The 13,634-nt window shown below is 41.0% G+C and carries 14 protein-coding genes; 9 read left to right on the top strand and 5 right to left on the bottom strand.

Features of this window, described 5'->3' with window-relative positions; all coding sequences use genetic code 11:
• Nucleotides 1-116 precede the first annotated feature (116 nt).
• The gene (locus tag MOJ78_RS15680) at nucleotides 117-1,748 is read left to right on the top strand and encodes a putative polysaccharide biosynthesis protein (RefSeq protein WP_304978271.1); all 1,632 of its coding nucleotides are present in this window, start codon (nucleotides 117-119) and stop codon (nucleotides 1,746-1,748) included.
• Between the two features lie 62 nt (nucleotides 1,749-1,810).
• Here the strand turns inward: MOJ78_RS15680 and MOJ78_RS15675 are convergent, their stop codons facing one another.
• Entirely contained in the window at nucleotides 1,811-2,239 is a 429-nt protein-coding gene (locus MOJ78_RS15675) for a DUF6884 domain-containing protein (RefSeq protein WP_304978270.1), read from the bottom strand.
• 95 nt (nucleotides 2,240-2,334) lie between these two features.
• On the opposite strand from MOJ78_RS15675, the gene MOJ78_RS15670 reads away from it, so the two are divergent.
• Together MOJ78_RS15670 and MOJ78_RS15665 are read left to right on the top strand one after the other, a co-directional pair.
• The gene (locus MOJ78_RS15670) at nucleotides 2,335-3,057 is read left to right on the top strand and encodes a pseudouridine synthase (protein WP_304978269.1); all 723 of its coding nucleotides are present in this window, start codon (nucleotides 2,335-2,337) and stop codon (nucleotides 3,055-3,057) included.
• A gap of 109 nt (nucleotides 3,058-3,166) precedes the next feature.
• Nucleotides 3,167-3,802, top strand: a complete 636-nt coding sequence (locus MOJ78_RS15665) for a PRC-barrel domain-containing protein (protein WP_304978268.1) — start codon at nucleotides 3,167-3,169, stop codon at nucleotides 3,800-3,802.
• A gap of 226 nt (nucleotides 3,803-4,028) precedes the next feature.
• On the opposite strand, the gene MOJ78_RS15660 is transcribed toward MOJ78_RS15665, so the two are convergent.
• On the bottom strand, nucleotides 4,029-4,247 hold the full coding sequence (locus MOJ78_RS15660; RefSeq protein ID WP_304978267.1) for a DeoR family transcriptional regulator: 219 nt from the start codon (nucleotides 4,245-4,247) through the stop codon (nucleotides 4,029-4,031).
• Nucleotides 4,248-4,589: 342 nt separating this feature from the next.
• On the opposite strand from MOJ78_RS15660, the gene MOJ78_RS15655 reads away from it, so the two are divergent.
• The 4 genes from MOJ78_RS15655 to MOJ78_RS15640 all read left to right on the top strand — a co-directional run bounded on the left by MOJ78_RS15655 (nucleotide 4,590) and on the right by MOJ78_RS15640 (nucleotide 8,641).
• Nucleotides 4,590-5,609, top strand: a complete 1,020-nt coding sequence (locus MOJ78_RS15655; protein WP_304978266.1) for an ion channel — start codon at nucleotides 4,590-4,592, stop codon at nucleotides 5,607-5,609.
• Nucleotides 5,610-5,626: 17 nt separating this feature from the next.
• Nucleotides 5,627-7,036 carry a dipeptidase PepV gene (pepV, locus tag MOJ78_RS15650; RefSeq protein ID WP_304978265.1) on the top strand — a complete coding sequence of 470 codons (1,410 nt, stop codon included), beginning with the start codon at nucleotides 5,627-5,629 and terminating at the stop codon, nucleotides 7,034-7,036.
• A gap of 178 nt (nucleotides 7,037-7,214) precedes the next feature.
• Nucleotides 7,215-7,481, top strand: a complete 267-nt coding sequence (locus MOJ78_RS15645) for a hypothetical protein (protein ID WP_304978264.1) — start codon at nucleotides 7,215-7,217, stop codon at nucleotides 7,479-7,481.
• A complete protein-coding gene (locus MOJ78_RS15640; RefSeq protein ID WP_304978263.1) occupies nucleotides 7,466-8,641 on the top strand; it encodes an MFS transporter in 1,176 nt (391 codons plus the stop codon). The genes MOJ78_RS15645 and MOJ78_RS15640 overlap by 16 nt, the downstream gene beginning before the upstream one ends.
• Nucleotides 8,642-8,666: 25 nt before the next feature.
• On the opposite strand, the gene MOJ78_RS15635 is transcribed toward MOJ78_RS15640, so the two are convergent.
• The 3 genes from MOJ78_RS15635 to cysK form a co-directional block, all read right to left on the bottom strand.
• Nucleotides 8,667-10,103, bottom strand: coding sequence for a hypothetical protein (locus MOJ78_RS15635; protein WP_304978262.1), 1,437 nt, complete (start codon nucleotides 10,101-10,103; stop codon nucleotides 8,667-8,669).
• Nucleotides 10,084-10,602 (bottom strand): RNA polymerase sigma factor, encoded by a 519-nt coding sequence (locus MOJ78_RS15630; protein ID WP_304978261.1) that lies wholly within the window; start codon nucleotides 10,600-10,602, stop codon nucleotides 10,084-10,086. Before MOJ78_RS15630 ends, MOJ78_RS15635 begins: the two co-directional genes overlap by 20 nt.
• A gap of 219 nt (nucleotides 10,603-10,821) precedes the next feature.
• Nucleotides 10,822-11,760, bottom strand: a complete 939-nt coding sequence (cysK, locus tag MOJ78_RS15625; protein WP_304978260.1) for a cysteine synthase A — start codon at nucleotides 11,758-11,760, stop codon at nucleotides 10,822-10,824.
• A gap of 175 nt (nucleotides 11,761-11,935) precedes the next feature.
• Here cysK and thpR point away from each other — a divergent pair, with 175 nt between their 5' ends.
• The gene (gene thpR, locus MOJ78_RS15620) at nucleotides 11,936-12,508 is read left to right on the top strand and encodes an RNA 2',3'-cyclic phosphodiesterase (protein WP_304978259.1); all 573 of its coding nucleotides are present in this window, start codon (nucleotides 11,936-11,938) and stop codon (nucleotides 12,506-12,508) included.
• A gap of 173 nt (nucleotides 12,509-12,681) precedes the next feature.
• Entirely contained in the window at nucleotides 12,682-13,596 is a 915-nt protein-coding gene (locus tag MOJ78_RS15615; RefSeq protein ID WP_304978258.1) for a hypothetical protein, read from the top strand.
• Nucleotides 13,597-13,634: the final 38 nt, after the last annotated feature.

Here is a 13,634-nt window from a genome sequence, read left to right as displayed (position 1 = left end):
AACGTCTGTATGGCAAAATCCTGTCCACTTTAATAGAAACCGTTTAACGAATGCTATGGTACTATGGTAAAATACATTAGATTAGATGTTAGGAAACTGGGGAGAAGGTACAATCTATGTCAAAGCTGGTTCGTGGTACGCTGATCCTTACAGCGGCTACATTTTTTTCAAAATTTCTCGGACTTATTTTTGTAATTCCTTTAGAACGGCTTTTCGGAACCTCCGCAGGTGCATTATATAGTTATGCGTATCAGCCCTATACCGTCATTTTAAGTATAGCTACGCTAGGATTACCACTTGCAGTTTCGAAATTCGTCTCCAAATACAATGCTTTAGGTGATTATGCAACTGGGAGAAGGCTGCTTCGGACAGGTATGTTATTAATGTCTTTAACCGGGTTGATAGCCTTTCTCGGTTTATTTTTTTCAGCAGAGTGGATCGCTGGTTTCCTTGTAAAAGAAGGTAGCAAGGGGAACTCGATCAGTGATGTCACGATGGTGATCAGACTTGTTTCAACTGCACTCATCATCGTTCCATCGATGAGCTTGATCCGTGGTTATTTCCAAGGCTTTCAATCAATGGGTCCAACAGCCTTGTCACAGGTTGTGGAGCAAATCGTCCGTATCGGATTTATTCTCATCAGTGCTACCCTTATATTAAAAGTTTTTGGCGGACAGGAAAGCACGGCGGTTGGCTTTGCAACGTTTGCGGCTTTCATCGCAGCACTTGCATCCCTCTTCATTTTGATCTGGTATTGGAAGAAGCGTAAGCCGCATTTGGACAAGTTGGTTAAAACGAGTAAACGTCAACGAATTTCTCTGGTTAAAATGTATAAAGAATTGATTGGGTATGCGATACCGTTCGTTGCCGTAGGACTAGCAATACCGCTTTATTCTGTGATCGACACATTCACAATCAATAAAGCGCTCATGAACGCTTTAGCGTATTCTCAACCGGAAGCGGAAACGTTCTATGCAGTAATGACGACGTATTCACAGAAGCTAATCATGATCCCTGTTTCCTTATCAACAGGTTTAGCACTGACGGTTATCCCGTTGATTACGAGTTATTATACGAAAAAAGAAACGCATATCCTTCACAATCAGGTTACGAAAACGTTTGAAATCGTTCTATTTCTTACTGTTCCCGCAGGTGTGGGATTATCCTTGTTGGCGGTCCCTGCTTACTCATTTTTATTTTCAGAGGAGGTAGCGACTGGTGGATATGTATTAAGTTGGTATGCACCAACAGCAATTTTGTTTGCATTGTTTTCAGTATCAGCTGCGATTTTACAAGGGATCAATCAACAAAAGTTTGCTGTTTATAGTTTACTAGCAGGTGTTTTCGTCAAGCTTAGCTTAAATTATATTCTGATTGCCTCTTTCGGAATTGCAGGTGCAATCATTGCAACCAATTTTGGATATCTAATTTCTATTTCAATCAATCTTTTCATTATAAAAAGAGAGACCGATTACAGCTTCAAGCCTGTTTTTAAACGAACAATTTTAATCGGAATGTTTATCGGATTGATGACGTTAGCAGTGGTGGGAGTTAAATCGGGAATAGAGTCCATGTTTGGGGCGAATTATGGAAATTCCTGGTTCTCAGGCTTAGTGTTAATTGTCGGAGTTATTGCAGGAGCGGGAGTCTATCTGTATATGAGTCATTTTTCTGGGCTCCTACAACATATTTTCGGAGATCGTCTCGAGCGTTTCCTTCGTAAAAAAAGAATGAGGTCGAATGGATAGAAGGTCAATTCAGGCCTTCTTTTTTTTTACATTAAAATGGATAAATGAGACCTATGAATTGTTCAGTTGTTCAGTTTTTCATCATACCAAGCTAGCTGTTGGCCGATACCGAGTCCTTTCATCGGGATTTCATATCGGTAGCCTTTCTGTTCGAGTATGGGTTCAAGATGATCCCGGTATACCTTGCCTCCATGCAAACTGACCACGATATCCTCAGGAGATTCGTATTTTTGGAAGGTATCAATCACTTTGCGTGCCCAAACCTTTTTCTCCATGATCGAAAAGGTTTTAATAGATAGATCGTACGGTTCTAATGTATCATCTGGTAACAGAAGACCATCTTTTGCATTATAAAAGTAAAATCGAGCATAATGTTTTTGTGCATATTGAACCGATTTTTGAAATAATGGACTTGTATAAAATTTAAGTACAGATTCCGAGTGGTCTAGCTTTTTGCGACCTGTAGCTAATAGACCCACCTTTTGTTTCAATGGTACCCCTCCTTTCGTACTAGTTGCATCTTTTTTATTATACCCTTTTTTCATATGAATAAGCCACTATTTTACAATTGATAGGAGTTTTCGATTTGCGAATAGATAAATTACTAGCCAATATGAATTACGGTAGTCGAAAAGAGGTCAAAAAACTTCTGAGAAACGGAATGGTCACAGTTAATGGGCTGACAACAAAGGATCCAAAGCTACACGTAAATCCTGATACCGATCTAATTGTTGTCGGCGGTGAAAAAGTGACGTTCAAGGAGTATATTTATTTGATGATGAATAAACCCGACGGTGTCATTTCTGCAACCGAAGATGTATCTCATCGGACTGTGCTTGACCTGTTAGCAGAGGATGATCGTGCTTTTGATCCGTTTCCAGTCGGTCGCCTTGATAAGGATACTGAAGGACTGTTACTACTGACCAATGACGGGCAGCTAGCTCATCGGCTGTTATCACCGAAAAGGCATGTGCCCAAAACCTATTTTGCAAAGGTGGAAGGGCGAGTTTCAGAAACGGATCAGCAGTCGTTTTCTGACGGTGTGAGATTGGATGATGGTTACGAAACAAAACCTGCACAGCTGAAAATCCTATCAATTGGCCTAGTTTCAGAAATTGAACTGACGATTACAGAGGGAAAGTATCATCAAGTGAAACGAATGTTTGAAGCAGTCGGTAAACGGGTTGTTTATTTAAAGCGGATCAAAATGGGATCGCTTCCTCTTGATGACAACCTTCCCCTGGGTGAATATCGTCATCTACAGGAAAAAGAACTTGAGACCTTAGAAAAGGACTCTCCACAGCCATGATCTTCACTTTGGTTGTATGCTCGGCAATCGCCGAGTTTTCTTCATTTGTTTGATTCTCGTTTTGTTCGGGTATTAATCAATAGCAACAAATGAAAAGGAGAGTTGTCTCATGCTAATTGTAGGAAAAGATCTTTTAGATAAGACGATAGGTTACAAGGATAGTGGAGATTTAACTGATCACACTGTAGAGGACATTCTTCTTGAAAAAGACACCTACGTATTGGATTACATTTTATATGTGGAGAAAAGACCATCGGAAGGCAATGAGAAACAGCGTGTTGAGCCTTCCATGATGAATGTAGTGGGCAGCACTGGTGGACAAACAGCTATGAATACACCGCCTGTTACAAGTGACGATAGCTTTACAAAGGATTATAGGGAGGATATCTTCTATGTCCCGTTTTCCCATGTTGAGGAGATTCTAAACGACAAAGTGCTTATAACTGGTATCGATCAACAGCTTCATGATCCGGTTGAATCAATTGCGGTAACTGGATTGATTGATAGGAAAGTGAAGACCGCTAGTGGAGATTCACTTGGTAAAGTGAAAGACATAGTCATTGATTGGGATATTAAAAGAGTTGTAGGACTTTCACTAGCCGAAGGATTTTGGGCACGTATGATGTCGGAGGAAAATAAATACATGCCACTCGAGGGCACGATGGATTGGACAGTGGATGAAATCATCGTTTCCAACCATCTTAAAGACCGCTTAGTTGAAGATGTTCAGAATGTGAGGATGTAGCCAGCACTGAAACTGAATAAAATCCAGCAAATAAATCAAAATAAAGAAGGGATTGTCCCGACGCTTGGACGATCCCTTTTTGTTTTATATTAGAATTTAAGCATCGATGTAATGTCTAGCTCAAGCGCCCAGCCCCTCAGATCACTTCGGACCCTCTGCGGCGGATGTAGCCTCCTGGTGCATTTCCAGTACCTTGCGGCTACCCTGAGCGCTTGCACTTTTCTAATTAAGCCAATTTGACTTTTTTCGAGGTTGTTTCCCATTTCCCTCGGGCAGGACTTGATACTAAGTTATTATACGTCAGTACGTTTAAATCTCGCTGAATCGTTCGTTGTGTCGTTCCAAACTCGTCGACAAGCTGCTGTGTTGTAACCGTCCCTTTTTCGTTAATGAATAAATAGATCGCTTTCACACGGTTCAACATACGTTCAGTCGAAGGACTCAAACAACCACTCCTTACTTTTTAACGATCGTTATAACAATTGTATCCACTCTTTGTTTAAATATTCAATCTTTTCAAGAGATGCTTTTAAGTCACCGGAAAAACGGTGAATCAGCAACAATCATTGCCCTATCGTTATTCTGTTGACGGACTAGAAGTAATCAATATTTGTGTAAGGTCTGTCCTTGTAATATTCCTTTTCCACTCTAGATCGAGTTTTCGAGTAGAATAAGATTGCTTCAAACCTCCACCTCCTAGTTAAAAATATTGTATAATAATTCTGTCAATAATTCAAAGGTCAATACCATAATTTGTGTTATTCTTAGTCGGAAAGGGGGAAATATTGTGTACGTTCTTAAAAGGTTATGGGTCAAGGTAATCAAGTTGAACACTTGGGTGTTGTTTGCTGCAAGCATCCTGTTGATTTTATTCAGTACATATATCATGGTGGCAATAGAGCCTGAGACTTTTTCTAAGCCATTTGATGCATTCTGGTGGGTGATGACTACTGTGACCACTGTCGGGTACGGGGATTTTTATCCGAGTTCGATTGGTGGAAGGCTGTATGCAATTTTCTTATACATTATTGGAATCGGTCTTATCGGGGTTGCAATCGGGAAAGTTATTGATGGTTTTGGAATGTTCAGGAGACGGAAGGAGGAAGGGCTTTTGACATATAAACAAGAAGGACATATCGTTATCATTGGATGGTCACAAAAAGCGAGGTTTGCAATTGAGGAAATTATGAACGGTGTGGATTTTCAACAGGAAATTGTCATTATAGATCAACTTGGGAAATCCCCGTTTTTACATGAGAGTGTCCATTACATACAGGGGGACCCTGCTGAAGAGGATGTTTTAATGCGTGCCAACTTGCCAAAGGCGAAGGCGGTTTTGCTTTTTGCAGATGATACGATTCAGGATCCGTTACTGACAGATGGGAAAACCCTACTTATTGTAACGTCAATTGAAAGGTTGTCTCCTGATATTCATAGTACTGTTGAAATCATGAGTGAGGCACATATTAAAAATTTCCGCCATGTGAAGGTGGATGAATTTATTCTGTCTCACGAGACGATCTCTCGCCTTGCCGTTCGTTCTGCGATCACAAAAGGGATTTCAAAAATATACAGTCAGCTTATGAGCCGTGGAATTGGGGATAACCTTTATGAAATCAAAGTAAGATCCCACTGGAAAACGTATCGCGATGCGTTTGATGAACTCTTTAAAGAGGGAGCAACCTTAATTGCAGACGGGGAGAAAATGGACATCAACCGTAGAATGGATGATGAAATTTCCTCTAAGTCGCAGTTATTCGTTATTTGTGACCATACAAGCTATGAAATGATACAGAGTAAGGCTTAGACTGGAGGAGAAGTTCGGTGAAAGTCAATTGGAAACAAGAAGTGGAAAACCGAAGAGAAGATTTCATTCAAAATTTACAGTCTTTTTTACAAATCAAAAGTGTCCTCGATCCGGATACGTCAAAGAAAGGCGCACCGTTTGGAGAAGGCATTCGTAAAGCGCTGGATTACCTACTTGAAAAAGGCGGGTCAGATGGATTCCAAAGTAAAGATCTTGAAGGTTATGCCGCTCATCTCGAATTTGGCGAAGGTGAGGAACTTGTCGGGATCCTCTGTCATATCGATGTCGTTCCTGAGGGAGATGGCTGGAGCTCGGATCCATTTGCCGCTGAACTTCGTGACGGTAAAATTTTTGCGCGCGGAGCGATTGATGATAAAGGGCCGACGATGGCTGCATATTATGCCATGAAAATCATTAATGAGCTTGGACTGAAGCTGAACAAACGGGTACGGATGATCATTGGTACGGATGAGGAGAGTAATTGGCAATGTGTAAAGCACTATTTCAAGCATGAGGAGATGCCGACTGTCGGGTTTGCACCGGATGCCAGCTTTCCAATCATTTATGCTGAAAAAGGCTTGTTCGATTGTGAATGGAAGCAGGTCAGTACGTCAGAATCAAACGGTGGGGATGTACAGTTATTATCCTTTCAATCTGGGAGACGGTTGAATATGGTGCCTGATCATGCTGAGGCAGTTTTAGTGGGGAAGATGAATCAGGAAACACTGTCGGCTGATTTTGAACGCTTTCTTGAAGAACATCAGGTGGATGGCGATGTGAGTGTAGAAAATGACCATATTACATTGCATCTAGAGGGTCTATCTTTTCACGGCAGTCATCCAGAGAAAGGGAAGAATGCAGGTTTTTATTTATTGAGATTTTTATCCCGTTTTTCCTTCGATCAAGAAGGTCAGAAGTTTATCGATCTTGCTAATGGTTATTTAACCGATGACACGGAGGGACGTAAACTTGAAATCAAGGATGAGGATGATATTACTGGGCCTCTTACTTTAAATACGGGAATCATGAGTTATTCAGTTAAGGAAGGCGGAAGGTTTGGTTTGAACCTTCGCTATCCTGTCAAACACGACTTTAAAACGACACATGTAAAATTGATCAAGACTGGTGAGCAATACGGTTATCAATTGAATGAGATTGAACACCTGACGCCTCACCATGTTCCGAAAGAGCATCACTTGATCAAAATACTGATGGGTGTCTATGAAAAACAGACTGGGGAAGAAGGCCATTTGATTTCAATCGGTGGCGGCACGTACGCTCGATCATTGGATGCTGGGGTAGCATTCGGAGCATTGTTCCCGGGTGAAGAAGGGTTAGCTCATCAAAAGGATGAATATGTTGATGTTGACAATATTTTAAAAGCTGCAGCCATATATGCTGAAGCGATTTATGAATTAGCGAGATAAAGTTTTAGTTAAAGTCAGGATCCTCATTTTGTGGATTCTGTCTTTTTTACACGTTAAGAAAGTATAAAAATGCTTTCTATAGTATAAGCGCAACTACTCTCTGCTCTCGCCTGAAGGCTCGGCAATCGCCGAGTTTTCTTTATATCTTTGTCCAACTCACTCGTTATGAGGACAGAAAATGGCGAAACATCGAACAAAGTGTCTTCATGGAAGGTTTATGAAGACAGTTGAGCGAGGAAAAAAGGGGAAGCGCTCGCTATGGCGGGTTCATACGGATGGTTTGGAGCGGGAAAAAGGGAAAACGCTCCTCATGAACAACCAAAGAAAGGACCAGAGTAAAATCGGAAGTCAATCTTTTTGCAAACTCTGGAAAGTAGGGTACAATCGACAATGGAATCATTGTATAAGAGGGATAGGAGACACACACATATGTATCGAAGCGTAGACAAGACCTCTGTAAATATCAGTCTATTTTATTTGTTCTTCTTTTTCGGAATGGGAACGCTATATCCATTGTTGAGTGTATACTTAAAGCAGGAAATTCATTTATCTGGGACACAGATTGGAGCAATCTTGTCTGTCAGTCCAGTTGTCATGATTATCGCCCAACCGATTTGGGGAGTAATTTGTGATTATACAAGGAAGCCTAGAGGTGTGCTGCTTTTAGCATTGTGCCTAACAGGATTACTTGCAATTCCGTATTCATTTTCTGATTCGTACATAGCATTTATCATATTCTCGATTTTACTTGCAGTTTTCCAAAGTGCAATCATCCCAGTATCAGACAGTATTACATTGAATTATGTTACGGCGACGAAAAAAGATTACGGTAACTTCCGCTTGTGGGGAGCGGTGGGATTTGCATTGGCAGTTTTTGTAATGGGAACTCTTGCTGAAACAACGGGATTAAAAATAATTTTTTACTGCTTTGCTGGTGTACTTATTTTATGTATGCTCTTTGTACTTTCAATGCCAAAAGAAAACAACACCATCCAAGTCGATCTAAGAACAGGAATTTCCAAGCTGTTTCGGATGCCGAAGTTTGTTTTGTTCTTGTTCACGACATTTTCCGTGTTCGGACCGATCCTTTCGAACAATTTTTATTTTGGGCTTTACATTCAGGAGCTAGGGGGGACACTTATTGGTGTGGGGATCGCCTTTTTGCTTGCAACCGGTAGTGAAGCACCTTTTATGAAGTTTTCAGGGAATTGGATCCGGAAGGCGGGTATCGAAAAAATTCTTATAACTGCAACATTGATATCGGCACTTCGTTGGTTATTCTATTTTACTGAACCTTCCTTGGCTGTTGTATATGCCACAACGATTGCACAAGGACTTTCAATCGGACTCTTTATCCCTGCTGCACTTCAATATGTTCGCGAGATTGCACCGAAAGATATTAAGGTGACCGCTGTTGCCTTATACAGCTCAGTTGGAAATGGACTTGGAAGCTGGTTCTGTACATTTTTCGGAGGAATGATTTACGAAGCGTTTTCGCTATTTGCTATGTACCTGTTCTTCGGGACCATGACGTTTGTAGGATTGATTCTTCTAATCATAAATTTCTACTTTTTAAATAAAGCTAGCACAATAAAAACAGGATGACGCCCGGGTCACCCTGTTTTTTACTTTATTCGGTATGTCTTACCAAGAAGGTGATCTTGCCGAGGTACTCTCCATCTGCGAATGCTTTGACATTCCAAGTCCCTTCTTTTTCAAATCGCGGACCATCAATATGGTGGAAATCTGCACCGTGTATGCCAGCCATCAAGGAATCAAAGGTGCTGACAAAGTGTTCTATTCCGGATTCGTGTTGTCCAATAATGATGACAGGACCATCAGAAATATTTCTGAACAACCACGCCACCTTTTGCATATGGTTTTTCCCAGTGACCAAGACGGGGGCATTCGGTGTTACGCTACTTTTTTCAATTAAGGAACGTATTCCGAAATTGTATCCCCAAACATTATCGTCTTGGAACAACATGTTGTATTCAGGAGGGTCGTTTTGTTTCCGTACATCAATTGAAACCGTACCAAGCTTCTCATCCTCATAAAAAGCCGTTAGCTTCCATTTTCCTTCCTTACCAAACTTGACGACGGCCGGGACCGCTAAACGATCGTTATATTGTTTGGCGTATTGTGTGGAAACATCCCCTTTCCAAATCATCATTTCATGTCCATCCGAATGTTTGGCTTTGATTCGGAGTTTATACGGAAAAAGCTCTTGATCTGGAAACGTGAAAATAACAGATTGTGTAAGGCTGCCGCCTTTTGCCAACAGACTCGGTTCAAAGTGATCGAAAAGGATCATCTTCTCATCCCAGGAAACAGTGCTGATTTGGAACCCCTCATCTCCAACAAACCCATTGGTATCCCATTTGGCAAAGGATTCCTCGTACGTTTTCATTGTTACTGGCGAAAGGTTCAACGCTCTCTTGTATTGGGATTCTGAGGATGAAGAATCGTCATAAGTTAATGTGAGTGATTCTTGGTTTCCATTCCATGTTACTTTCACCTTAATGGACTCATTTTTATAAATAATATCATTCGTAAGGTGGGAAGTAAGAGTATTGCCGTTATAAAAAGGATTAGATTCATTTAATTCAGAACTAAACCCGGGTCCTTCAATCTTATAACTAAAGCCAGAAATGGATTTTACATCCTTACCCTTAAAGGTTAAATGAAGGTTGGATTCACTTGATCCTTCGAGTTGGACTGTATTATTTTGTTCAGAAACCAATTGAATCGAGTTCGAAATCACCTTTGCCGTCCAATGTTCACTTTCATCGGAAAATATATAATGTCGTTTGGTAACCTTAGCCATTTCGGTATCCTCAGGACTTGATGATGTAAAAGGAGAGAAAGATAAACCGGAAAAGAATATCGTTACAGATCCTATGAAAACGAACAAAACGATGATTGCTGCACTGAACTTCATAATCGGCTGCTTTATAAAAAAGGAGTTCGACCGGTTATTCAGTTTCCGCTCCAATCGATTATATGCTTTTTCATTGCGTTTCAACGGTTGAAAATCATCAAAGAGGTTATCGGCTTTTTTGTTCAATATGATCACCTCCATCATTTTGATCACGATTTAAAAGTTGGATTGCCCGAGCTAGCCTTACACCGATATTGCTTGAGGTTAATCCGGTTATTTTCGATATCTCTCCATAAGTGAAACCGAAATAGTGTTTTAAAATAATCAACTCGCAGTCCCGTTCGTTGAGCGAGTCCAGTAACGAGAAAAGTTCAATATTTTTATGAGGGGATGGTTCATTACTTTGAAAGCGTACATGTTGTTTCAGTCGATCAAATAAGCGCTTGAGTGAGCTTTTTTGCCGATATTCATTAACCAAGGTGTTTCGGGCAATTTGGAATACCCATGTCCGCAATGAGGATTCACCTCGATAGTTTTCAATTGCCTTCATTATTTGCAGAAAAACGGTTTGCGTCATATCCTCTGCATCTTGGTGGTTGTTCAGCCTTAAATACATGAAGTTCAATATGTCATCGTAATAATTTTCTAAGCATTGATTGAGTAACTTAGACCTCTCCGTATCCATTCCAGTGATCCCCCCTCTAATAGGTAGTCGCAATTATGTATCACTTTCTTACAATTCTTTTCAAAGAAAACTTGGTAAAGCCAAGCCTCGGCGCAGGCTGAACCTTAGCCCTAAAGGATGACCTAAAGGCCCTTGCACTTGTACTAAAGAAAGTATTATTATACTTCTTTACGTGAAAAAAAGAAAAAACCTCCCATTCCAGGAGGTTTAGCAGTCACTCTATTTTACTTCAAAATCAAACAGGTCGCTTGAAAGGTAGCGTTCTCCTGAATCACACGTCATTGAGATGACCACATCATCAGGTGTCAGATCTTTTGCCGCTTGTATTGCAGCGTACACTGCTGCACCAGAGGATGGTCCGACAAGGATTCCTTCTTCTCGTGCAAGCTTGTGTGTTGTATCGTATGCTTCCACATCGGTAATTTGTTGGATTTCATCATACACATCTTGGTTGAGAATCGACGGGATGAACCCTGGGCTTGTACCGACGAGTTTATGCTTACCAGGCTTTCCACCGGACAATACAGGGGATCCTTGTGGTTCAACTACCTTGATATGAAGTTTTGGCATATGTTTTTTCAACGTTTCTCCAGTTCCGGTGATCGTGCCACCCGTACCCGCTGGTGAGACAAACATTTTAAAATTCTTACCGATTTCTTTTGCTGCTTCCAAGATCTCGATTGCTGTCGTATTCCGATGGGCATCAGGATTCGCTGGGTTTTCGAACTGCATGGGCATAAAGCTGTTCGGGATCTCGTTGACGAGCTCCTTTGCCTTTGCGATCGCACCGGGCATCTTTTCATCTCCTGGAGTCAATACGACTTCGGCTCCATATGCTTTTAAAAGATTAATCCGTTCCTTTGTCATCGTATCCGGCATGACGATCATCGCTTTGTACCCTTTGGCTGCTGCATTCATCGCCAATCCGATTCCTGTGTTGCCGGATGTCGGTTCGATAATCGTCGAGCCCGCCTTTAATCTTCCTTGTTTTTCTGCCTCCGTCAGCATATTGAACGCTGCACGGTCTTTAATGCTTCCACTCGGATTAAAAGACTCTAGCTTCAAATATACATCAGCGCCGTCCGGATCTGGTAAACGATTCAATTTTACAAATGGTGTATCTCCAATTAGTTCAGCTATGTTATTAACGACTTTCACTTTATACACTTCCTTAAATTCGGTATCTTAAATCATCGTTCTAAGTATATCAAATCCTAGTATTCCTCTCTATTTTCCCGTCTTAGTCATATATCTTTTTACATTATTAGTAGAAAGCGTACAAGACATTCGCTCTTTTTGGTAAACTAAGAACAAACTAAGTATGGAGGTTGCGATGGGACGACATACATTTTTGGCAGTACCATTACCAGAACGGATCCAACAGCAAATCGCCGCATTCTCTACACAAGCAAAATCGGTTCTTCCCCTGAAAAAGTGGACGGGGACAAGGGACTACCATATTACACTTTCTTTCCTAGGCGATTCATCAGAAAATCAATTGAATGGACTGAAAGCTGAACTCGAGAAAAAGATGCTGTTTCATAACCCTTTTCATCTAGTGCTGAATGATATAGGTGTTTTCGGAAATCCGTTGACCCCGAGTGTTTTTTGGCTTGGTGTAAATCCATCTGAGCCGCTTTCATCGCTTCAAGGGGATGTAGAGGCAGCGTGCAGTACTGCAGGCTTTCGTATTGAAAACAGATCGTATCGACCACATATTACAATCGGGAAACGGTGGAATGGGGCAGCAGGACAATCTGTATCGCTAAAAGAATTACCAACTCCTGATTACCTTGAATCACTCGACTGGAAGGTGGATGAAATAATCCTTTATGAGATTCATCCACAGCAGCAACCGATGTACGTTCCATGGCACCGATTCAGACTAGATCAGGAAGAACACTAATGGCGGTTCATTTACGAATCGGTATTCAAGTTCTTCTTTGATAAGGAATTTATGTCATAGAGACCTGTGTTCAAATCATTTTACGTAACCGACCAGGAAGTTTTATCGGATTGCAGGATTAAATGACTAGCTAACTATTATTTTTTTGGCTTGTTTCAAGATTGGAGGAAACTATGGCACAACTACTTAAATTAGAGGACTGTGTATCGAGATATGAGTCCGATGTCTTTCGTTATACGGGCCAATACATACGGTTAAAAAGAGATCGCTGGAAACGGGTCAAAACAAATTGGCAAAACCGAAGAGCTGATGAAGCTTCAGTTCAAAATGAACCTGAGGAAACTGTGAAAGAGAAAAAGTGGTGGCAAAAAAAGGTTGGCGAGTCGAAACCGTTTATCGAGGATATTCATGATATGGACAGCCTTCCTGATTTTGAAGAACTAAAAGAAAAGTATAAAAGAGAACTCTATCAATTTCAATTAAAATGGGCGAGTTCAACATTGCGAGAAAAGTCACCTCTGACACAGAGTAACCAATCCGACCCTTATTTGAAGTTCCTATTAACGGAGCTGCCCGATAACTACCTTGTTTTGTATAAACCGGTCGTTCAATTAAAACAAGCAGCCACACAACTTGAAGTTATCTTAATCGGTCCTGACTCCATTCACTGTCTCGTTTTTCTTGATCTTGAAAGAGACAGTATCGTTTCAGGGTTGAACGAACGTTTTTGGAGGGTGGAGGGCTCTAAGCATACAAATCAATTGATTAGTCCTGTACCAGCAATCCAAAGAATGAACTATTTTATAGATACGGTTATCGATCACGATCAATTAAACATGAAGATCAATTATACACTTGTTGCAAAAAAGGGCTTTGTAGACAACGATTCAGTCCCATCGTACATAAAAATCGTTGATCGACGGACATTCGAGGAATGGCATTCGAGGCTTAAACGACAGCCTAGCCCGATAAAATTCACTCAGCTAAAAGCAGCGAAAGCAATGCTCGACCATTGTATCGTTACAGCGTACCATCGTCCTGAGTGGGATTCAGATTCAGAGCAGTGGTTTTCATCACCGTCGGATTAATGCACTGGTGTCAATTCGCCATTTTTTACGAAACAACA

The organism is Alkalihalobacillus sp. AL-G, from assembly GCF_030643805.1.
GTDB lineage: Bacteria > Bacillota > Bacilli > Bacillales > Fictibacillaceae > Pseudalkalibacillus.
This window is presented reverse-complemented; position numbering and strand designations above follow the sequence as displayed.

Bases quoted from the DNA above. Each gene is read 5' to 3' on its own strand.
- MOJ78_RS15680 (WP_304978271.1), top strand. From the start codon at position 117: ATGTCAAAGCTGGTTCGTGGTACGCTGATCCTTACAGCGGCTACATTT.
- MOJ78_RS15665 (WP_304978268.1), top strand. From the start codon at position 3,167: ATGCTAATTGTAGGAAAAGATCTTTTAGATAAGACGATAGGTTACAAG.
- MOJ78_RS15645 (WP_304978264.1), top strand. From the start codon at position 7,215: ATGGCGAAACATCGAACAAAGTGTCTTCATGGAAGGTTTATGAAGACA.
- MOJ78_RS15640 (WP_304978263.1), top strand. From the start codon at position 7,466: ATGTATCGAAGCGTAGACAAGACCTCTGTAAATATCAGTCTATTTTAT.
- MOJ78_RS15630 (WP_304978261.1), bottom strand. From the start codon at position 10,602: ATGGATACGGAGAGGTCTAAGTTACTCAATCAATGCTTAGAAAATTAT.
- thpR (WP_304978259.1), top strand. From the start codon at position 11,936: ATGGGACGACATACATTTTTGGCAGTACCATTACCAGAACGGATCCAA.
- MOJ78_RS15615 (WP_304978258.1), top strand. From the start codon at position 12,682: ATGGCACAACTACTTAAATTAGAGGACTGTGTATCGAGATATGAGTCC.